General features: G+C 65.6%; 22 protein-coding genes. 14 read left to right on the top strand and 8 right to left on the bottom strand.

The features are described 5' to 3' along the window. The first annotated feature begins 110 nt into the window (after nt 1-110). Nucleotides 111-1,604 (top strand): cytosine permease, encoded by a 1,494-nt coding sequence (locus MRBLWH7_RS11825; RefSeq protein ID WP_341994671.1) that lies wholly within the window; start codon nt 111-113, stop codon nt 1,602-1,604. Nucleotides 1,605-1,777: 173 nt separating this feature from the next. Then, nucleotides 1,778-2,782, top strand: a complete 1,005-nt coding sequence (locus MRBLWH7_RS11820) for an AraC family transcriptional regulator (RefSeq protein ID WP_341994669.1) — start codon at nt 1,778-1,780, stop codon at nt 2,780-2,782. On the opposite strand, the gene MRBLWH7_RS11815 is transcribed toward MRBLWH7_RS11820, so the two are convergent. Continuing rightward, nucleotides 2,747-3,664: an adenylyltransferase/cytidyltransferase family protein gene (locus MRBLWH7_RS11815; RefSeq protein ID WP_341994667.1), complete on the bottom strand. Its 918-nt coding sequence runs from the start codon at nt 3,662-3,664 to the stop codon at nt 2,747-2,749. The two genes, MRBLWH7_RS11820 and MRBLWH7_RS11815, sit on opposite strands and share 36 nt — an antisense overlap. Before the next feature lie 200 nt (nt 3,665-3,864). On the opposite strand from MRBLWH7_RS11815, the gene MRBLWH7_RS11810 reads away from it, so the two are divergent. The 9 genes from MRBLWH7_RS11810 to MRBLWH7_RS11770 all read left to right on the top strand — a co-directional run bounded on the left by MRBLWH7_RS11810 (nt 3,865) and on the right by MRBLWH7_RS11770 (nt 10,608). Beyond that, a complete protein-coding gene (locus MRBLWH7_RS11810) occupies nt 3,865-5,442 on the top strand; it encodes a 4-hydroxyphenylacetate 3-hydroxylase N-terminal domain-containing protein (RefSeq protein ID WP_341994665.1) in 1,578 nt (525 codons plus the stop codon). A 107-nt stretch (nt 5,443-5,549) separates the two neighbouring features. Next, on the top strand, nt 5,550-6,398 hold the full coding sequence (locus MRBLWH7_RS11805; protein WP_341994663.1) for a VOC family protein: 849 nt from the start codon (nt 5,550-5,552) through the stop codon (nt 6,396-6,398). Further along, nucleotides 6,395-6,799 (top strand): nuclear transport factor 2 family protein, encoded by a 405-nt coding sequence (locus MRBLWH7_RS11800; RefSeq protein WP_341994661.1) that lies wholly within the window; start codon nt 6,395-6,397, stop codon nt 6,797-6,799. Before MRBLWH7_RS11805 ends, MRBLWH7_RS11800 begins: the two co-directional genes overlap by 4 nt. Then, on the top strand, nt 6,796-7,524 hold the full coding sequence (locus MRBLWH7_RS11795; protein WP_341994659.1) for a ribonuclease activity regulator RraA: 729 nt from the start codon (nt 6,796-6,798) through the stop codon (nt 7,522-7,524). Before MRBLWH7_RS11800 ends, MRBLWH7_RS11795 begins: the two co-directional genes overlap by 4 nt. 1 nt (nt 7,525) lies before the next feature. Then, nucleotides 7,526-7,963, top strand: a complete 438-nt coding sequence (locus MRBLWH7_RS11790) for a cupin domain-containing protein (RefSeq protein ID WP_341994657.1) — start codon at nt 7,526-7,528, stop codon at nt 7,961-7,963. Between the two features lies 1 nt (nt 7,964). Then, entirely contained in the window at nt 7,965-8,375 is a 411-nt protein-coding gene (locus MRBLWH7_RS11785) for a RidA family protein (protein WP_341994655.1), read from the top strand. Nucleotides 8,376-8,559: 184 nt separating this feature from the next. Next, nucleotides 8,560-8,871: a transposase gene (locus MRBLWH7_RS11780; RefSeq protein ID WP_341994632.1), complete on the top strand. Its 312-nt coding sequence runs from the start codon at nt 8,560-8,562 to the stop codon at nt 8,869-8,871. Between the two features lie 640 nt (nt 8,872-9,511). Next, a complete protein-coding gene (locus MRBLWH7_RS11775; protein ID WP_341994634.1) occupies nt 9,512-9,742 on the top strand; it encodes an integrase core domain-containing protein in 231 nt (76 codons plus the stop codon). A 314-nt stretch (nt 9,743-10,056) separates the two neighbouring features. After that, nucleotides 10,057-10,608 carry a hypothetical protein gene (locus MRBLWH7_RS11770; protein ID WP_341994653.1) on the top strand — a complete coding sequence of 184 codons (552 nt, stop codon included), beginning with the start codon at nt 10,057-10,059 and terminating at the stop codon, nt 10,606-10,608. Nucleotides 10,609-10,747: 139 nt separating this feature from the next. Here MRBLWH7_RS11770 and MRBLWH7_RS11765 read toward each other — a convergent pair whose 3' ends face one another. The 4 genes from MRBLWH7_RS11765 to MRBLWH7_RS11750 form a co-directional block, all read right to left on the bottom strand. Further along, nucleotides 10,748-11,320 (bottom strand): hypothetical protein, encoded by a 573-nt coding sequence (locus MRBLWH7_RS11765; protein WP_341994651.1) that lies wholly within the window; start codon nt 11,318-11,320, stop codon nt 10,748-10,750. Between the two features lie 67 nt (nt 11,321-11,387). Next, entirely contained in the window at nt 11,388-11,939 is a 552-nt protein-coding gene (locus MRBLWH7_RS11760; RefSeq protein ID WP_341994649.1) for a DUF6578 domain-containing protein, read from the bottom strand. A gap of 46 nt (nt 11,940-11,985) precedes the next feature. After that, nucleotides 11,986-12,414, bottom strand: coding sequence for a DUF6228 family protein (locus tag MRBLWH7_RS11755; RefSeq protein ID WP_341994647.1), 429 nt, complete (start codon nt 12,412-12,414; stop codon nt 11,986-11,988). A 94-nt stretch (nt 12,415-12,508) separates the two neighbouring features. Next, nucleotides 12,509-13,246 (bottom strand): AAA family ATPase, encoded by a 738-nt coding sequence (locus MRBLWH7_RS11750; RefSeq protein ID WP_341994645.1) that lies wholly within the window; start codon nt 13,244-13,246, stop codon nt 12,509-12,511. A gap of 155 nt (nt 13,247-13,401) precedes the next feature. Here MRBLWH7_RS11750 and MRBLWH7_RS11745 point away from each other — a divergent pair, with 155 nt between their 5' ends. After that, nucleotides 13,402-14,379 carry a hypothetical protein gene (locus MRBLWH7_RS11745; protein WP_341994643.1) on the top strand — a complete coding sequence of 326 codons (978 nt, stop codon included), beginning with the start codon at nt 13,402-13,404 and terminating at the stop codon, nt 14,377-14,379. A 115-nt stretch (nt 14,380-14,494) separates the two neighbouring features. Here MRBLWH7_RS11745 and MRBLWH7_RS11740 read toward each other — a convergent pair whose 3' ends face one another. Both MRBLWH7_RS11740 and MRBLWH7_RS11735 read right to left on the bottom strand, forming a co-directional pair. After that, nucleotides 14,495-15,079, bottom strand: a complete 585-nt coding sequence (locus MRBLWH7_RS11740) for a hypothetical protein (protein ID WP_341994641.1) — start codon at nt 15,077-15,079, stop codon at nt 14,495-14,497. Between the two features lie 279 nt (nt 15,080-15,358). Next, nucleotides 15,359-15,970, bottom strand: coding sequence for a GIY-YIG nuclease family protein (locus MRBLWH7_RS11735; RefSeq protein ID WP_341994639.1), 612 nt, complete (start codon nt 15,968-15,970; stop codon nt 15,359-15,361). A gap of 689 nt (nt 15,971-16,659) precedes the next feature. On the opposite strand from MRBLWH7_RS11735, the gene MRBLWH7_RS11730 reads away from it, so the two are divergent. After that, the gene (locus tag MRBLWH7_RS11730; RefSeq protein ID WP_341994638.1) at nt 16,660-16,983 is read left to right on the top strand and encodes a helix-turn-helix domain-containing protein; all 324 of its coding nucleotides are present in this window, start codon (nt 16,660-16,662) and stop codon (nt 16,981-16,983) included. A 774-nt stretch (nt 16,984-17,757) separates the two neighbouring features. Then, nucleotides 17,758-18,186, top strand: coding sequence for a DUF3237 domain-containing protein (locus tag MRBLWH7_RS11725; protein WP_341994636.1), 429 nt, complete (start codon nt 17,758-17,760; stop codon nt 18,184-18,186). Here MRBLWH7_RS11725 and MRBLWH7_RS11720 read toward each other — a convergent pair. Further along, nucleotides 18,159-18,389: an integrase core domain-containing protein gene (locus MRBLWH7_RS11720; protein ID WP_341994634.1), complete on the bottom strand. Its 231-nt coding sequence runs from the start codon at nt 18,387-18,389 to the stop codon at nt 18,159-18,161. The two genes, MRBLWH7_RS11725 and MRBLWH7_RS11720, sit on opposite strands and share 28 nt — an antisense overlap. Nucleotides 18,390-18,698: the final 309 nt, after the last annotated feature.

The following is an 18,698-nucleotide window of genomic DNA, read 5'->3' as shown; positions in this document are numbered from 1 at the left end:
CCCGAAGGGCGCTGTCCCTAGAGTCCCGCTAAACACCTGTGATCGATGACGTCCAGGGGTACCCGAAAGAAGTCCCACCAGAAGCACCATCCAGGCAAGAGAGGTGGACCATGTCCGCACCCATTCGGAAGCCGCTCGACGGCACCGGCGACGCTTCATCGCGTCAGCCAACGCCCCCGACCAAGCGAACCCTCGCGGAGACCGCGGAAGACCATGCGCTGGTCAGTGTTCCCGCCGAGCACCGACAGAGCGGATGGCAGCTCTCGCTCAGCACGATCGGTGTCGTCACCGCGCTCGTGATCTTCGCCATCGCCGGCTTTTCGGTCATCCTCGCCGGGTTCTGGAACGCCTTCATTGGAGGCCTCATCGTCGGGGCGATGGGATTCATCCTCGGCGATCTCCTCGGACGGATGGCGCACCGGACCGGTGTCTCCAGCACCATCACCGCCCGCTACTTCGGCCTGGGGTTCCGGGGGTCGGCTCTCGCCGCCGGGATCTTCGCCTTCATGGTCCTGGGCTTCCTAGCGCTGGAGAGCTCCCTCCTCTACGAGGGAACTCTCGTGGCTTTCGGCTGGGACGACACCTGGGTCACGAAGATCGGTGTCTACGCCGTCCTGACGATCGCGTGGATCCTGCTCGCCATCTTCGGCCTCAGGCTCGCCCTTCGCGCCTCGGGAATCCTCATCGTCATCACGCTCGTCGTCGCGGTGATCGTCGCCGTTCAGAACTTCACCTCCGGCGGAGCGACGTGGGAGGCCGTATTCACCACACCAGGCATCGTCCCCGGAGGTGCCTGGGCTCAGATCGAGGCCGTCGTGGCCCTCGCCGGCGCCACGGGAGCCGCGGTCGCCTTGGTGACGACCGACATGGCTCGCTTCGCGCGCACCCGCAGGGACGTGACGATCCTCGCCGCATCCGGACCTGCCGTGCAGAGCCTGGTCATGAGTGTCCTCGGCGCCGTGGTCGTCGTCGCGGCGATGCCCACCATGATCCAGTTCCTGATGGCGCAGCAGCCCGGCCTCACCGTCGAGGAGGCCGCAGTGATGGCCGGCGGATACGCGATGGGCAACACTGGCGCGTTCTTCGTCGTCGTCGCAGGGTGGCTCGGATTCGTGACGATCTTCGCCGCACAGGCCAAAGCGCAGGCGATGAACGCATACAGCGGCTCGCTCGCTCTGGTGAACCTCGTCCAGACCGTCACCAACCGGCGAGTGCCCCGGGCGGCCATGGTCATCGTCGGGAACATCATCGCGCTGATCATGATCGGCGCCGGCATCCTGGGTTCGTTCGTCGCCTGGCTGGCGTACCTCGGAGCGATTACGTTCTCCCTGTGCGGGGTGATGATCGCCGACTACTACATCGTCCGGCGAGGGAAGTTCGACAGGAGCACGCACCGGATCGAGAGCTTCAACTGGGCGGGGATCATCACACTCGTGGGCGCCGCGGTGCTCGGCATCGTCCTCATGGTGGCGAACATCTGGCCGCTCGGGTTCCTTGCCTCTTTCGCGGCGACGATCGTGGTCTACCCGATCCTCCGCCGCATCCTGCCGGAGGGGACCGGTACCGCGTTCACCGACGAGAAGACGGCCCTCACCGAGGCGTAAGGGCTCGACGGATCCGGCCGTAGGGGCTTCGCATCGTCTTCGGTGCGGGGCCCCTCGCCTCGGCGGCCAGCGCCCGGTGGTGCTTCTCATCCAGCGGGGTTATCCTTTCCGCACGCATTCGCGCAGCTCTGCCTCACCGTCCGGACTCCCACCGGCTCCAGACAGATGGCGATATGAACACTCACGTAGATCCAGGGCCGCCGTTGCTCGCTGCGTACCAGCGAGCGAGAACCGGCCATGTCCAGGAAGCCGAGCAGAGCGTCGCTCGCACGCTCTCCCTTCACCGCGTCGTCGACGTCAGCGGGGACCTGGATCTGACCCACAACGCGGTGCGCGTCGGCGGTCTCACGCTCCTCTACATCAACTACGGGGCGGAACTCACGATCCACCTGCAGTCTCCCTACGAGCCCTATTACCTCGTGCAGATTCCCCTCCAGGGCTCCATGCGCATTTTGAGGGACGGTGAACGTCTCGAGGCGAAGGTCGGCACGGCCGTCATCACCGAACCGGGCCACGTGACCAGCCGCCTCCAGTACAGCGCGAACTGCGCCCGGTTGCTGGTGAAGATTCCCCCGGCCCTAGTAGAGCAGAGGCTGCACGAGTTCGCCGGGACGGGAAGGGCGGACGAGCTCGGCCGAGCCCTTCCCGGTGTGCTGGATGTCACCGACGGTGCCGGCCGCACGTGGATGGAGTTGGTGCGTACCGGCGTCGCCGACCTCGACGCGGGCGCTTTCATGCTGTCGCTGCCGAGTGCGATCGGCTACTTCGAGAACCTGATCGTCGACGGGCTACTGGTCGTGCGCGGCGACGGGCACGCACCCGCCGACGTGGAGGCGGTGCCGTCGATGCGGGGCGCGCTCGAGTTCATCGACGCACATCTCGACTCTCCGATCGGCGTGCTCGACATCGCCTCCGCGACGCATATGAGCATTCGTGCCCTGCAGATTCGCTTCCAGCGGGAACTGGGCGTCAGTCCGATCGCCTACGTGCGCAATCGCCGGCTCGAGGCCGTGTATCGGGATCTCTACGTCGGTTCCGCAGACACGTCCGTGTACGCGGTTGCGGCACGGCACGGCATCACCCACCTCGGCCGGATGGCCGCCGCCTACCGGGAGAAGTTCGGTGAGTCGCCCTCAGACACGCTACGTGCTGCGGCCGGACGGCGAGGGAACGGATGACCGTACATCCGTCAGACGCTCCGTGAACCGCACATCCACCCGCTGTCCGAGCAGGTCGACCGCGGCCTGGCCGCGCACGCGAGCACGGATCACGGGGCCATCCCCGGATGCGGCAACGGACTTCGGGTTGCTCACGGTGATCACCGCGCGATGATCGTCACCGCGGGGCCAGGTTGCGCAGCCGCCGACGAGCCAACCGGCATAGACGCCCTCGGCCGGAGGAATGCCGTCCATGGATGTCGACAGCTGTGCGACGCTGAACCGAGACTCGGTGCCGCTCCGACGCGCGCGCGAGACCTCACCGGACACCGATGGCGGTCGTCCGAGCAGGCGACCGGCCAGATCCACGTCTCCTTGACGCACGAGTGACCGAATCCAGGTCGAAGACACGCGTCGGTCAACGCCCACGACTCGGACGTTCTCGATCACGTCGACACCGAACCCGAACGTCCTTCCTGCGCGACGCAGCAGTTTCGCGTCGCCCGCTCCGCCCTTTCCGAAACGGAAGTCGTGTCCCACCACGACATGGGACGCGTGCACCCCCTCGACGAGGAACCTCTCGACGAACTCGCCGGGAGACAGGGCCGCGAGGTCGTGATCGAACCGCAGCATCAGCGTCGCATCCACTCCCGCATCCGCCAGCAATCGGGCTTTCTGCTCGGGCGTCACTAGGTCGCCTCGCCAGGACTCGGGGCGGAGCGTCCGCAGCGGATTGCGGTCGAAAGTAACGGCGGCGATCTGCGCGCGCCGGTGATCCCCGAGTGCGCGGGCGTGATCGATCATCGCGCGATGGCCGGCGTGCACGCCGTCGAATTTGCCGACGACGACGATCGACGGACCGAAGTCGCGCGGCACCGTGTCGGGGTCGCGGAAGACGATCATCGTCACGAGTCTGCTGAAGCGCCCTTCGGGGTGCGATCCATTTCGCGTTGGGTGTCGTCCGTTGCGCGCACACTTCGGGGTTGTGGGGCGGATCGGTGTTTCGGAGGGGGTGGTGCTCTGGTGATGATGGGCGCGACGGGCCGGGTTGGTGTGGTCCGAGGGTGTGCGGGCGGCGGTTTCGCCGGGAGTGGAGAGTTCGAATGACAGATGCGTTGGTGTCCACGGAGGCGATGGGGTCCGCGGAGAGCTTTGTTCCTTTCACGGGGGAGGAGTATCTGCGGAGCCTGAATGACGGGCGTGAGGTGTGGATCTACGGCGAGCGGGTGGAGAACGTTGCGGAGCATCCGGCGTTTCGGAACTCGGCGCGGATGATCGCGCGGATGTATGACGCGTTGCATGATCCGCTGCGCAAGGACACTCTGACGGTGCCGACGGAGTGGGGTGGGTTCACGCATCGGTTCTATCGGGCGCCGTCATCGATCGAGGAGCAGGTCGCGTCTCGGGATGCGATCGCGGAGTGGCAGCGGATCGGGTGGGGATGGATGGGCCGCTCCCCCGACTACAAGAGCTACTTCCTCGCCACACTAGGTCCGAACTCGGCGTTCTTCGGCCGCTTCCAGCAGAACGCCGAGCGCTGGTACCGGAAGGCGCAGGAGCGCACCTGGTTCATGGGACACGCCATCATCCACCCTCCCGTGGATCGGCATTCGGGCCCGGATGCGGGCAAGGACGTGTTCATGCACGTGACGCGGGAGACCGCCGAGGGCATCTACGTGTCGGGCGCGAAGGTGGTCGCCACCGGAGCCGCCCTCACGCAGTACATCTATGTCGGACACATCGGTCCGGTGGCCGTCCAGGATCCGGCGTATGCGCCGGTGTTCATCGTGCCGACGAATGCGCCGGGGGTGAAGCTGATAGGCCGGGTGTCGAACGAGTACCGGGCGGCGGTGCTGGGCAGCCCGTTCGACTACCCGCTGTCGAGCCGGCTCGACGAGAACGACGCGATCCTCGTGCTCGACGACGTCTTCGTTCCCTGGGAAGACGTCTTCATCCACAACGACCTGGAGCAGGCGAACAGGTTCACCGCCAAGTCCGGCCAGGCCGAGCGCGCCGCGCTCCACGGGTGCACACGGTTCGCAGTGAAGCTGGATTTCCTGGTGGGGGCGCTGTCGAAGGCGCTTGAGATCACCGGAGCCGGGGAGTTTCACGGAGTGAAGTCGCAGCTCGGCGAGGTGATCGCATGGCGCAACACCTTCTGGGCGCTCTCCGACGCCATGGCCAAGAGCGCCGTGCACTGGCATCAGGGCATGGTGCTCCCGGATCCGGCCCCTGTGGGCGCGTACCGGGTGATCAATCAAATCGCGATGCCCATCATCAAGAACATCATCGAGCAGGTGGTGGCGAGCGGGCTGATCTATCTGAACTCGCACACCAGTGACTTCAAATCCGCGGAGATCCGCGGATACCTCGACACGTATCTGCGCGGGAGCCACGGCATCGACGCGGAAGAGCGGGTGAAGGTCATGAAGCTGCTCTGGGACGCGATCGGCACGGAGTTCGGATCCCGGCACGAGCTGTACGAGATCAACTACATCGGCAGCAACGACACGACCCGCCAGCTCGCACTGTTCGACGCGATGTCGACGGGTGTCCTGCAGCACTGCAAAGACTTCGCGCAGTCGGCGATGGACGAGTACGATCTCGACGGCTGGACCGTGCCCGACCTCATCAACCCCGACGACGTCAGCATCCTCACGAACAGGTCGGCTCTGCGGTGATGCTTCCCACCATCAACCTCCGACCGAGATTCCTCATCACCCGGGCGAGCCATGTCGTTCTGCATGTGAGCGACCTCGCGGCGGCGCAGGCGTTCTGGGTCGAGACGATGGGCTACATCCTCACCTGCCAGGACTCGGACACGCTGTATCTCCGGGGCCTGGGCGAGACCGCGCACCACAGCCTGGTCCTGACGGCCGGAAGAGATATCGGCTGTGCCCGCGTCGGCTATCGGGTCATGATGGATGGGGACCTCGACCATCTCGCGGATCACCTGTACACCGTCGGGGCCCCCGTGCAGTGGGTGGATCGGCCCTTCCAGGGACGCACCCTCCACACCGAGGATGCGGCAGGCACCCCGCTCGAGTTCTGCGCGTCGATGGACGTGGCGCCCCGGTTGTCCGAGAGGTACGACCTGTTCCGGGGTGCGGCGGTCCAGCGATTCGACCATGTGCAGATCCTGACCGGGGACGTGCCCGTGACTGCTCAGTTCTACGGGTCCATGGGATTCCGTCTGACCGAGTATGTCGAGGACGACGACGACGCCGAGATGCTGTTCGCCTTCATGCAGCGCAAGGGCAACCCGCATGATGTCGCCATCGTCGCCGGTGACGGCCCTAAGCTGCATCACTTCGGCGTGCTCGTCCCCGAAGTCGCGGGACTATTCCGGGCTGCGGATGTGGCGGCCGCTAACGGATTCGGCGCCAACGTCGAGTACGGTCCGGAGCGTCACTTCGGTCCGAGCAATGCGCCGTTCCTCTATCTCCGCGATCCCGACGGCCACCGGGTAGAACTGTTCACCGACCATTACCAGTCGATGGACCTGGAAGTCGAACCGGTACGCTGGCTGAAGTCCTCCCTCTCCCTCTCCGGGCTGGGCGGCTGGGGAACGCCGCCTCCGTTGTCGTGGCAGACGCAGGCGACGCCCTACGTCGCGGAACGGCAGGGATCGGCATGACCTCCGATTCGGAAGACGTCGTCACCGCGCTTATCGCGCGCGACGACCTGCGGCTCGACGCCCTTGCGGCGGGAGACGCCGTCGTCCTCGAATCGCTACTCGACGACGACTTCGTATACATCCATTCCTCGGGAGTGGAGGAGGCGAAGGACTCCTTCGTGGAGTCGATCGCGTCCGGCCGTACCGGGTACCACGGAGTGGACCTCACGCGCCACGCTGCGTGGGTCTTCGGCGACACGGCCACCATCCGCGGACGCGTCGTCCTCGACCTGGAGATCGGCGGCGCGCGCCGCGTGCTCGACCTGGCATTCCTGGCGGTGTGGGTCTCGCCCGACGGTGGATGGATGCTCCGGGAGTGGGCGTCCATCCCGGTAAAACGCACGGGGTCGGGTACCGGATGACGGCGCTGCTCGATGAACGAACGCGCTCGATCCTCGCGAGCGCGAGCACGCCGGCCATCGCCAACATCCTGCTGGCGCGGGGTCTGCGTCGGACGATGATGCGCGACGTCGCACCGTTGGACAGCAGTCAGCCGTCGATGGTGGGGGAGGCGTACACTCTCCGGTTCATCCCCTCGAGGGAGGACCTGGACTCGATGGCGAGCTACGCGCAGCCGGAGAACCTGCACCGCCGAGCGATCGAGGAGTGCCCCGAGTCCGGCGTTCTCGTCATCGATGCGCAGGGGTCCCCTGCGGCGTCGTCCATGGGAGACCTGATGGCGCTTCGGCTGCGCACGCGCGGAGCCGCGGGTGTTGTGACGGACGGGGGATTTCGCGACACCGCGGGTATCCGCGCGACGGGTCTTCCCGCGTTCCAGCGCGCGAATGCGGGGCCGGCGACGCCGCTCGCGTTCCACGCGGTGGCACTCGAAGAGCCGATCGGATGCGGGGGCGTGGCCGTCTACCCAGGGGACGTCATCGTCGGGGACACAGAAGGTGTGGTGGTCATCCCGCGTCACCTGGCGGAGTCGGTGGCCGAGGCCACCGCGGATGCCGAGGACTACGAGGTGTTCGCCTCCGCGGAAATCCGCCGGGGCGCGTCCATCCTCGACGTGCTGCCACCGACACCCGCCACGCGGGAACTATACGAACAATGGTCGGCAGCGGGCCGTCCGGAATTGGAGTGATATGGAATCGACACCGTCCCTTCCGTCGCTGGAACGTCTTATCCACGACACGGATCTCGAAGAGTCCCAGTGGATCGACTTCCCCGAGTACGGGCTGCGGCAGTACTTCCTGCACAAGAATCCGGAGACGGGGGCCAGCATCGCCCTCCTCGAATTCGCGCCGGGCGGTCGCATCCCCATCAAGCACACGCACGCGTCGAATCAGTTCATGTACTGCCTCGAGGGCGACTACGAGTACGTCGACTCCGAGATCCGCCTGCGCCCCGGTTCCTTCTACATGAACCCGAAGGACCACCCGCACGGTCCGACGCTGGCCCACACTCATAGCATGCTCATCGAGATCTATGACGGACCCCACTACTACGAGATCCCCGAGTTCCACACCGCCGACACGATCGGTGACTTCGTGGCTAAGCGCGCAGACGAAGGAACTGACTGATATGCAGAAGATCCGCCACACCTCACCCGACGTCCGCGAGCCGGAGGCCGGTATGTGGTCGAACTGCCTCAGCGTGGGTGAATTCATCTTCATCTCAGGATTGACCGCCCGCGGTACCGACGGTTCGACCATCCTGGGCTCGGACTCCTATGAACAGTCCGGGGTGATCTTCCGCAAGATGCGCGCACTCGTCGAGGCCGCGGGCGCAGCGATGGACGATGTCGTCCAGATGACGATCTTCGTCACCGACATGTCCGAGAACGCCCAGGTGTGGAGAGCCCGGCGCGAGTTCTTCACCGGCGACTTCCCCACCTGTGCGCTCGTGGAAGTGGCAGCGCTTGCGAAGGACGAGATCCGGGTCGAGGTCCAAGCAACCGCCGTACGGGGGAGCAGCACCGCTCCCGCCGCCTGAGCGAACGACGAGTCGCCTCGCCCTCCGGCCGAGGACTACACCGCAGATCGGCTAACGGCGCCCGAGCGGTTCGGGGTCTACCGCAGCTGCTCGTCTCCTGGTCTCACCCAGGCCGCTACAGAAGCGAAGCAGCGTTCGCACGCCTGGAGCTTGACCCGCCTTTCCGGACACCTGAGTTGAGGCGATGATCGTCTCGGAAGGAGTCCGTGAGATGCCTGCTGCCCACCCGCCGGAGTTCCGGCGTCGAGCCCTGGATCTGGTCGCGCAGGGCAACCCTGTCGGCCAGACCGCCCGTGATCTCGGGATCAGCGAGTCCTGCCTTCGGAACTGGATGAACCGCGACGCCATCGACGGCGGCCGCAAGCCAGGTCTGACGACCGATGAGCACAAGGAGCTTGTCGAGCTTCGCCGCCGGTTGCGTGTGCTGGAGATGGAGAACGAGATCCTCAAGCGGGCGTCGGCATACTTCGCCAGGGAGAACGTGCTCCCAAAATAGGGTTCCGGCTGGTCCAGGAGCTCGCCGCGGACGGTGTCCCCGTCGCGGTGGCCTGCCGGTTCCTCGGGGTCTCGACCTCCGGCTACTATGACTGGCGAGACCGATCATCCTCGCTGCGCGCCATCACGGACGCGGAGCTGACAACAACGATCAGGCGCATCCACGCCGACTCCAGGGAGACGTATGGTGCGCCGCGGGTGCTGGCCGAGCTGCGGCTCGGGCTCGGCGTTCACGTCGCACGCAGCCGTGTCGCTCGGTTGATGCGGCTGGACGGCCTGGTCGGGGTCTCCCACCGCCGGAAACGCCGCGGCTGGAAGCCGGACACCGCGACGCACGAGGATCTCGTGAAGCGGCAGTTCCGCGCCGACGCCCCGAACCGGCTCTGGTTCTGCGACATCACGCAGCATCGTGCAAGAGACGGGTGGGTGTACTGCGCGGCCGTCATCGACGCCTTCAGTCGGCGGATCGTGGGATGGTCGATCTCGGATCGGATCACCGCGGAGATCGTCGTCGACGCGCTTGAGATGGCCCGCTGGCGACGTCGACCCGAACCCGGGACCGTGGTTCACGCGCACAGGGTGCGCAATACACCAGCTGGATCTTCGGGCACCGGCTCCGCCAGGCCGGACTGCTCGGATCGATGGGCAGAGTCGCTTCCAGCGTCGACAACGCACTCATCGAGAGCTTCTGGTCAGTCATGCAGCGCGAGCTTCTCGACCGCACGAGCTGGGACTCGAGGACGCAACTCGCGTCGGCCATGTTCGAGTGGATCGAAGGCTTCTACAACCCCCGCCGCCGGCACTCCGCCCTCGGCTACCTCAGCCCCGCCGACTATGAAGCACTTCACACCGCCGCAGAGATCGCGGCATGATCAACACACAAGAACCGTCCGGGAAACCGGGTCAAGCTCCCTTCTCTATCAACGGTCGCTCACGCATCGCGGATGGCATGACCGCGACATCCATAAGTGGGGTGAGGAACGTCGCCAGGCTGTCCCTTACGCGGCAACGTCGGGATAGCTTGGACTACGCGCGTACGACCCAACGCACTTTCTGTCTCTACATCCGTTCGGGAGCGCGCCCGTCTGATCCGCTCGAGCGCCAGATCCGGAGTGGAACCCATTCGAGGGAGGCCGATCCCGTGGTGAAAAAGAGGGCACGAGAGCGGATCACTGCGGCGGAGCTTATGACCGCCCTTGCTGAAGACGCGGACTATCAAGCGATGATTCGACAGCAGGACGATGAGCTCGCAGCGCGTGCACGGTTCTACAGCGAAGCTGAGCGTCACATCGTGAGTGACCTTCGAGCTGCCGGCGTGCACGTCGACTCCGTGTGGGATCTCGTCAACACCTCGGATCCATACCCAACGGCGCTACCGATCTTGATGCATCATCTTCTCAACGGGCCGCATCCCGACGCGGTCACCGAAGGGCTAGCCCGCGCACTCGCGGTGAAGCCGGCCGTTCGCTGGTGGGCCGACCTCGAGCGTCTCTACCTGACCACGTCCTCGGATAGAGATAGGGACAGCTTTGCGGTAGCGCTCGCTGGCGCGGCGGATGCTGATCATCTCGACGATCTGCTTGCGCTCGCCAGTCGACGAGAGCTGGGCGCATCTCGTGTGCTCCTCCTCCGGCCGATCCATGAGCTGGGCGGAGCGCGCGGCAGACAGTTCCTGGAGCACAGTCGGCGCGATCCAGATCTCGCATGGGAGGTCCGCGGGATTCTGGGAAAGGAATAGGCAACTCGGTTCTGCCAGCGCAAGCTGCGGCACAACCAGGTCGCGTTGATGGCGGATTCAGTTCCGACACGCGCATATCGGATACGAGCCTTGATCTGAAATATTCTCCGAAATGGCACCATGTCAGCTGGAAGCTGCCTCATTGCGCGGTGCGCACATGCGCGTATGCGGCCTCGCCAAGCGCACGGTCCAGGATGAGCGCGCTCATTGGTGCCGAAGTGGCTCCGCGAATCGCCGCGGACAGGTTGGCGACCACGCCAACACCGACCAGGGAGACCCGCTGCTGCCCGCGTATTGGTCGGGCTGTTGCGTGGCGAGAGAACAGCTCGCTCAGAACCGACCGCAGCCGCACAACCCCGGCAGCTGCGGGCAGAGCTGCAATCGCGTCCGCCTCGCTCGCGTACTCAATGCCCTCCTCGGCAAGCAATTCGTGAAGCGTGACGCCGTCAAAGCGGATCTCGTGGAGCCTCCCACCCACTCCCATGCCGGCGTAAATGTTCAGATCCGTGCAGGCGCCGGCATCGTCGTATTGGATTGTTGGGCCGAGCCCGGGAAACCGGCGGCGGAACTCGACATGCGGCGCGCAGTAGATGATCCCGATGTCGTCGCCGACCCCGGACTGCCCCGCTTGGAATCCGTTGGCGGTCATCACCGGATCCAGCTCAGTGCAAATGAGATCCGCGAGAGCCTGCGGTTCGAGGTGAGCGTCCACGCTTCGATATTCTCGCGTCCACCCACGGCGCGACAACGGTCCTCGAACGCGCGTCAACCCGTCCGGATCAGCGGTCCTCGATGTCGACCAGCCAGCCCGCTAGGCAACGCCTTCTCCGCTCGATGGGCGGATCGCCGCTATCGGAGAGAGCCGGTGGCGGCTCAGCTTCATTCTCGGCCGGAGGCAGCCGAACGCCGCGAACTGGTTCGAGCAAGGCGGTGCCGCGTACCGGCGTGACCTCGATCACATAGCGAGACGGCCGCGAACCCATGGACACGCCACCAGCGAGCTCGTGCCGGACGACCGGCCATTCCTCTCCGTCAGGAGGCATGACGGCGTCCAGCGGCGCGCCGTGACCTGGACGGCGCAGGGAGCTACGTTCCGCGACTTCGTGGGTCACGGCATGGACGGCGATTACGCGACCACGAACGCGATCGGCAAACTCCTCTTCATGGTGTGACTCGACTGCGTCCACTGTCGCGGCCAGCGAGGGACCGAGCAGTTCATCGAGCGAGGAACCTGGGTGTCGCGATTCGACGCCGAAGTCGACCTCGTCGCCGACCGCAAACGCGTCGCCGCAGCATGCCCACTCGCACTCCGTCAGCCACACCAGCGTCATGCATCCACGGTAGCGAGCGCCCGCTCGCGGACGGTCGTTCACCGGGCTAGTGCACGCGATGTCCTGGATCCGGGCGGGCGAACGCCGCGACCTCTCGCGTTATCCTCGTCAGTTCTTCGCCCGGTTCGATGAGCAGGTCGCCTTCAACAGTCCAACCCTCGTTTCCCCGATCGAAGGCGAACCTTCGAATCGTGACCTTCAGCTGGATGACGCCGCCGTGGTGTGTCGCGTTCAGGCGTAGCTCACCCTCTAACGACTTCCAGCTCCGCGTCCCTCGCCAGCCGCGCCACGACTTCTCCATCGACGCAAAGAACTTGGCGAGGTACTCGAACCCTCCGCTCCAGTGCTCTTGGATCGCGGTCACCGCGTGCAGTCCGCTGAGAGCCAGAGTGGCGGCCGCTTGCGTCGGAGTGCCGGGTGCGGGTGGCGTGAGGAGGAGGTACTCGGACTGGCCGCCGATGCGCGCTTCAGGCATGCACACGATGATGCCGCAATCGCCGAATCAGAGCTCGCGAGCCCGCTAGATCAGCGTACGTGTCCCGGTCCTCCAACGCACGTCCGGGTTCCGCTCAGTCGAGCAGATGGCGGAGATATCGCTCCGGAGACGCGAGGTACGACCGCCATTGTGCGACCAGTTCGAGGTCCTCCCAGCGCGATTGGCGCATGCCCCACTCCCCGACTTCGATGATCTTGGCGCCGGGAACGGAAGCGAGGACGGGCGAGTGTGTCGCGCACAGCACCTGGCCGCCGTCGGCGGCGATTCGGTGCAGCGTCGCGATGAGAGTGAGCGTCGACCCGAACGACAGCGCCGCCTCGGGCTCGTCCAGGCAGTAGAAGCCGGGAGAATCGAAGCGCGTGTCGAGGATGGCGAGGAAGGACTCGCCGTGGCTCATCTCATGGAATGTCGGCTCCGGGCGGTTCGAGGGGTTCTCCTCGAGGTACGTATAGAAGGAGTGCATCGTCTCGGCGCGCAGGAAGTAGCCCCACCGCGGAGCTCCGATGCCACGATGCAGGCGCAGCCGCTCCGAAAGGTCCGACTCGCTGGGCCGCGTGCTGTGGCGAGCGGATGCCGAGCCGCCTTCCGCCGAGAAGCCATACGCCATGGCCGCCGCCTCGACGATGGTGGACTTGCCCGAGCCGTTCTCGCCCACCAGGAACGTGACACCCGGGTCAAGTGTGAGTCCTTCCTCGAGCAGTTGCGCGACCGCGGGAATCGTGGCGGGCCAGCGGCTGCGGTCGGCGGCGACGGCATCGTCGCGGGGGCTAAGCCCAACGACCGGAGGCTGGCGAAAGATATCGCGACGCACCTTGGCAGTCTTGCACGGTGGGCACGTTCCCACCGCGAGCGGTCGACCGAACTCCCCGGAAGAGTCGCGGTCACCGTGAGCCGCGTACGGCGCCGGTTCGCGCGTGAACGGTCGCTCAGCGGGCGCGAGGATGTCTGGTGTGTGAGCATCGGAACATGGACTTCTCCGACGATGCTCCGCAGTTGGGACTGGCCGATGTGGATCGGGAGGCACTCGCGGGGCGCGGGATTGCTCTGACGGAGCTCACCGCCGAGTTGGGTGTCGCGTTGGACGCGTCGTCTGCAGGTGACGCACCGACGGACGGGTGGCGGGTGCTGAAGAGCTACCAGTCTGGCGCGATGGTGATTGGAGCGCCGGTCGATCCATCCGGCGATATGTGGCGGGTCGCTCACGTCGAGGCTCGAGTTGCCGGCTCCTTGACGATCGTGCAGCCAGATCCGCTGCCGCTGCGCCCCAGTCGCGCCGAACGGCGTCGCGGGTTGGAACTGCGATGGCCAGCGCTGATGAGTTCCGAACCACCGAGTCAGGACTTCGTTGTCGACATCCTGAACACCGGTTCCACGCGGTGGGGGTCAGCCGCAGACGGGTTTTACGTCGCCGGAGCGTTCACCAGTCAGGGAGGGACTGACTTCGCGTTCGGGTGGATGGGGTCGGACCAGTACAAGTCGGTGCCGTTGGATCCGGGCGAATATGCCCGCGTGAGTGTCTCCATCAACCCTGGGGTCTGGAATACCCTCGAGCCCGGCGTGTACGAGTTGCATGCCGTGCTGGTCAGTCTCGGCCTGCGTACGGCGGACCCGCTCAGGGTTCAGCTGTCCGCCGAGACCATCGCACGGAACCGGAAGCGGAGCGCCCGCCCGAGTTCGAGTGCTGCGCATCGTCGCCGGATGCTGGACCAGCAGACCGCCCACGTCCAGGCGCAGAGTTCCGCCCGCGACGCCCTCGATCGACTCGCTGCCGCTGTCCTGGCGGCGGAAGCTGACCCTGATGCGATCGCCAGCATCAGTCGAATCCTCGGCGTGGACGAGAAGCTGGCTACCGCCGTGTACCACTCAACGTTGCGCGATCTTGGCCCCGATAGCGATCGGCGCGACAAGCAGCTCGCGCGACTCATCGCTGAACGGGACGCCTGACGCGCGGACTCAGGCGAGGTTGTGTTACCCATTCGCGAGGGCCGCAAACGCCCTTCCTCGCGCGGATGGCGGTCCGCCAGCGGGCAGGTCGCCGGGCCTTCGATGGGGAGCGGACTTATCCCCACGCGGGGTCTGAGGGGTCGGCGGGCGGCTGTCCGGCGACGACCGCGAGTGCCCGCTGGTAGTGATCGTTGATTGTCACCATCGTGATTGTTCGGATGCGGTAGCCGAGTGGCTTCTCGTGCCAACTCGCGTCTGGACGCACCTCCCACATGTACAACCAGTGTCGAGTGAGTTCGTTGGGCACGCCGATCCATTTGGCGTCGTACTTCCTGTTTCGTTCGATGCCGAAGAGCTCCCCGGCCCGAAGCAGCGATGTCAGCATCCGAGTCGTTGAGTCGAGGTCGAGCTCGGTGTCGGGCACCGGCGGTGCGGGCGGCCATTCCGGTCGGCTGCGAGCGAACGTCGACTCGAAGCTCGAGTCCTCTCGGACGCCGCGGATTTCGTCCAACCGGATGGCGAGGTGTCCGTCGAAGAAACCACCGTCCATGGTGCGCTGCAGCAGTGCCCATCCTCGGCCGACGGCAACGACAAAGCCATCGATGACTTGCGAGGGGCGGGAGGCGCGGTCCAGACGGACCAGCTTCTCGCTACCGATAGCGTCGTGCAGCGCTGCTCGGATCTTCTTCATACTGGCCACACGCACAATCATCACTCACCCTGGCTCTCGCAAGAGAACCTCGAAACTCTCGACCACCGCTCGAATGCCGGTCGCTCGCCGGGCGGTCGTGTGCGGCCGCCGAACGCTTCTCTCCTCAGGAGCCTTGTGGAAGCGGCTGTGATCGCTCAACCGCGCGTCGCGAGAGGCCGATCTGGTGGCCGGCGATCGACGCCACTGCGCGTTGCGCTCAGGTCCCGAGGTGGGCTTGTCCGTCCGCCTTCAGTGGCGGTCAGGAATTGAATGAGGCCGTTGACCGATTCACTGGCTCTCCGCTCGCCAACGTGACGCCTCGGCCGCCATGTCTGCGCGGGCACGGCTGAGTCGAGCGAGTTTGCCGGGGTTCTTGTCTAGGTTGATCGGCGGCGTGAAACGGACGATGACGTGTGTCTCGACGTCGCCGAGTTGCACGCCCATACCGGCGGGTGCCGGCCAGACCGCGAGCGTCAGACGGGCGTGCATCCAGTCGTTGAGCCTCGCGTCGCCGCCGTCGGCAAGAGCGTAGTTCGCGAAACGTTCGGGCTTGATGAGGTTCCGGGGCACGGCGTGCAGGTCCAGTTCCTCGCGTAGGAGAGCTGCGAAGGAGCGGCGCACCGTGGACCCGCCCGTGCGGGGCTTGGAGCTCGGGTTCGTGGCGAAGTGCCCGTTCAGATCCCGAGAGACAAGGCTCTCCTCGGCTTTCCCGACGTACAGCGGTCGATGTGTTTCCGGATCGAGTCCTAAATCGGTCCACGCTTGCTCGTCGCCGTAGATCGCGTACAAGCCGGGCCGAGGGGGAACATGCGAAGAGGCATCCATGATCGCCCAGCGCTCTCCTGTGAGCGAAGCGACGGCAACGGCGACGAGAAGCTCCAGCGACTGCAGGTTGGTCACTTTCGTGACTCTACCGAGAGGCTGCTACACCGTCGCATGGTCGGGGGAGCGGTGCCGCCGGAGTTGATTCGTTGGCGGCATCCGCGTGCCAGCAGCCGGGCTCGTCGTCGAGCGTTTCCTTAGGACGGAACTGGTCGGTGAGCAGTGCCCCGAAGTCGGTCGTTCAGGGGATGCGGGAGCATTCGTTCGATCCCTACAGCGAAGCGCGAGGCATAGCGGGCTCGTATAGCCAGCGCGATGCGATGCCCGATCGCGGCGCCTCAACCGCCATACCCGATCCGCGACCGAGGACGGACCTCGAAACGAGACCGCCGACAGAGCAACCCACCAAGAACCGCAATGCACGCAGTCAGCGGCTCGCGCGAAGGTCGCCGTGGCGGCATCCTAAGCACCCCACAACGGTTAACACACGATGTTTCGCAGAATCTGTGGATAACTCGGGCGGAGATGCTCGCTGGGGAGGAACCGCACACCACGAGGCGCGTGCGCGCACAACTTAGACCCACCATCTGGCTTTTGTCTGTAGTCCCTTCGGGGGACACGCGCGATCCCACTCCTCCCGATGGAGGTGCCGGAGTCGCAAGCCAGAAGCGCATGCCCAAACCGTATAGCAGTTAGGGTACGAAGTAAACATGTAAAGAGGTTTCTCGTCCTGGACGCATCAAGCGGCGGTGCGCAAGACTGGGCGCATGCCGCGACTAGCGCAACCTGCCGGGTCGGAAGACGCCGAAGATCCCATCGCCCATCTGGGCAACCTCATCAACGCCGGCATTCTTCGCTACCTCCGCGCTCACCCAAACTCCACGGTCGGGCCCATCGCCGCCGCACTCGAACTCCGACCCACCACCATCAAGCCACGACTCGACCAGCTCGAAGAGGCCGGCCTCGTGATCTCCGACCCGCCCGCATCAGCAGGACAACCGCGCCGCGGCGTGTGGATCACCTACCGCACAAACAACGAAGCCGTCACCGACCTGTACCTTCGCCTCGGCCTCGCGATCGGCGAGTTCTAGTGCGGGAACGACGTCACCTACGCCGGTCGGCCGACGCCCACGGCCGCCTCAACCCTTTGTGCTAACGGCGACCGGGACTGAGCTCCCCTTCCGCGGCAAGGGTCGGTTAGTCGTGCCGCGGTCTTACTGGGAAGCATGAACGCAAGGTCGTGTGAGGTTGAAGCGGACGCAACCCCACCCTCGCAGAGCCCCTGCAAGGGGTGGTCCTCGCCGCGGCCTTATCAGGCGAAATTCCGCGGCGGCACCCGGGCCCGCCCTCGCGGGGAGCAACACCCCGCACAGGTGGTGTCCGACAGACGACTGCGCCGGTCAGCACGTCTGTGTTCGTTTGATGCCGCCACCGGACTATTCACCCGGCGGAGTTTACGATCGGATCGCGCCGGTGCCGTGCGGTGCCGTGCGGTGCCGTGCGGTGCGATCCACGACAACATTCATGCGCGCAGGACGACCGGGTGGGGTCAGGGGGTCCAGGCCGCTGGTACCAGGACCCAGACGAGGTCTGCGCCGACGGTGGAGCTCGCGTGCCAGTTATGGGGCTCGTGTGCCTCAAAGGTGAGGGTGTCTCCTTGTCGAGATTCCACGAGCGGTCGCTGAACTCGATTCGTACCGATCCGCTGATCACGTGGACGAGTTTGATCTCTGCCCCGATGGTATAGAGCGTCTCACCGCCGTCGCCGCCAGGCTCGATCCGAGATCCGATCATCTGGAATCGACCGTCTCGTCGAGGGCCCAGCAGCCGCTCATCTCCATCATGAGCAGCAGACAGGACGTATCGTGACCGGCCGCTTCGAACCCGGCCTCGAATTGGTCTTCACCATCGACGTCAATATCGACGACCCGGTCCACGTCGGTCGCGGCACAGGCGAGGTGCTCTCCTTCACACCCATCCGCGGCGGAACCGTCCAGGGCCCCAGGCTCCACGGAAAAGTCCTGCCCGGTGGCGGAGATTGGGGAGTCGACAGATCCGGAACGTCGCGACTCGAGGCCCGCTATCTGCTCCAAGCCGACGACGGCGCCACCATCGACATCCTCAACCGCGGCTACTTCCGCACCGCGCCCGACGTTGCCAGCCGGCTGCAACGCGGGGACCACGTCGACGTATCGTTGAACGGCACACGGCGGTACAGCGCGCCATGGAGCTTGACCCGGTTTCCCGGACGGTTCTTGTGTGTTGATCATGCCGCGATCTCTGCGGCGGTGTGAAGTGCTTCATAGTCGGCGGGGCTGAGGTAGCCGAGGGCGGAGTGCCGGCGGCGGGGGTTGTAGAAGCCTTCGATCCACTCGAACATGGCCGACGCGAGTTGCGTCCTCGAGTCCCAGCTCGTGCGGTCGAGAAGCTCGCGCTGCATGACTGACCAGAAGCTCTCGATGAGTGCGTTGTCGACGCTGGAAGCGACTCTGCCCATCGATCCGAGCAGTCCGGCCTGGCGGAGCCGGTGCCCGAAGATCCAGCTGGTGTATTGCGCACCCTGTGCGCGTGAACCACGGTCCCGGGTTCGGGTCGACGTCGCCAGCGGGCCATCTCAAGCGCGTCGACGACGATCTCCGCGGTGATCCGATCCGAGATCGACCATCCCACGATCCGCCGACTGAAGGCGTCGATGACGGCCGCGCAGTACACCCACCCGTCTCTTGCACGATGCTGCGTGATGTCGCAGAACCAGAGCCGGTTCGGGGCGTCGGCGCGGAACTGCCGCTTCACGAGATCCTCGTGC

Origin of the sequence: Microbacterium sp. LWH7-1.2 (assembly GCF_038397755.1) — a bacterium.
Taxonomy (GTDB): domain Bacteria; phylum Actinomycetota; class Actinomycetes; order Actinomycetales; family Microbacteriaceae; genus Microbacterium.
This window is presented reverse-complemented; position numbering and strand designations above follow the sequence as displayed.

Excerpts from the sequence above, each read along its gene's own strand:
- MRBLWH7_RS11825 (WP_341994671.1), top strand. The coding sequence starts at position 111 with ATGTCCGCACCCATTCGGAAGCCGCTCGACGGCACCGGCGACGCTTCA.
- MRBLWH7_RS11820 (WP_341994669.1), top strand. The coding sequence starts at position 1,778 with ATGAACACTCACGTAGATCCAGGGCCGCCGTTGCTCGCTGCGTACCAG.
- MRBLWH7_RS11815 (WP_341994667.1), bottom strand. The coding sequence starts at position 3,664 with ATGATCGTCTTCCGCGACCCCGACACGGTGCCGCGCGACTTCGGTCCG.
- MRBLWH7_RS11810 (WP_341994665.1), top strand. The coding sequence starts at position 3,865 with ATGACAGATGCGTTGGTGTCCACGGAGGCGATGGGGTCCGCGGAGAGC.
- MRBLWH7_RS11805 (WP_341994663.1), top strand. The coding sequence starts at position 5,550 with ATGGGCTACATCCTCACCTGCCAGGACTCGGACACGCTGTATCTCCGG.
- MRBLWH7_RS11800 (WP_341994661.1), top strand. The coding sequence starts at position 6,395 with ATGACCTCCGATTCGGAAGACGTCGTCACCGCGCTTATCGCGCGCGAC.
- MRBLWH7_RS11795 (WP_341994659.1), top strand. The coding sequence starts at position 6,796 with ATGACGGCGCTGCTCGATGAACGAACGCGCTCGATCCTCGCGAGCGCG.
- MRBLWH7_RS11790 (WP_341994657.1), top strand. The coding sequence starts at position 7,526 with ATGGAATCGACACCGTCCCTTCCGTCGCTGGAACGTCTTATCCACGAC.
- MRBLWH7_RS11785 (WP_341994655.1), top strand. The coding sequence starts at position 7,965 with ATGCAGAAGATCCGCCACACCTCACCCGACGTCCGCGAGCCGGAGGCC.
- MRBLWH7_RS11780 (WP_341994632.1), top strand. The coding sequence starts at position 8,560 with ATGATCGTCTCGGAAGGAGTCCGTGAGATGCCTGCTGCCCACCCGCCG.
- MRBLWH7_RS11775 (WP_341994634.1), top strand. The coding sequence starts at position 9,512 with ATGGGCAGAGTCGCTTCCAGCGTCGACAACGCACTCATCGAGAGCTTC.
- MRBLWH7_RS11770 (WP_341994653.1), top strand. The coding sequence starts at position 10,057 with ATGACCGCCCTTGCTGAAGACGCGGACTATCAAGCGATGATTCGACAG.
- MRBLWH7_RS11760 (WP_341994649.1), bottom strand. The coding sequence starts at position 11,939 with ATGACGCTGGTGTGGCTGACGGAGTGCGAGTGGGCATGCTGCGGCGAC.
- MRBLWH7_RS11755 (WP_341994647.1), bottom strand. The coding sequence starts at position 12,414 with ATGCCTGAAGCGCGCATCGGCGGCCAGTCCGAGTACCTCCTCCTCACG.
- MRBLWH7_RS11745 (WP_341994643.1), top strand. The coding sequence starts at position 13,402 with ATGGACTTCTCCGACGATGCTCCGCAGTTGGGACTGGCCGATGTGGAT.
- MRBLWH7_RS11730 (WP_341994638.1), top strand. The coding sequence starts at position 16,660 with ATGCCGCGACTAGCGCAACCTGCCGGGTCGGAAGACGCCGAAGATCCC.
- MRBLWH7_RS11720 (WP_341994634.1), bottom strand. The coding sequence starts at position 18,389 with ATGGGCAGAGTCGCTTCCAGCGTCGACAACGCACTCATCGAGAGCTTC.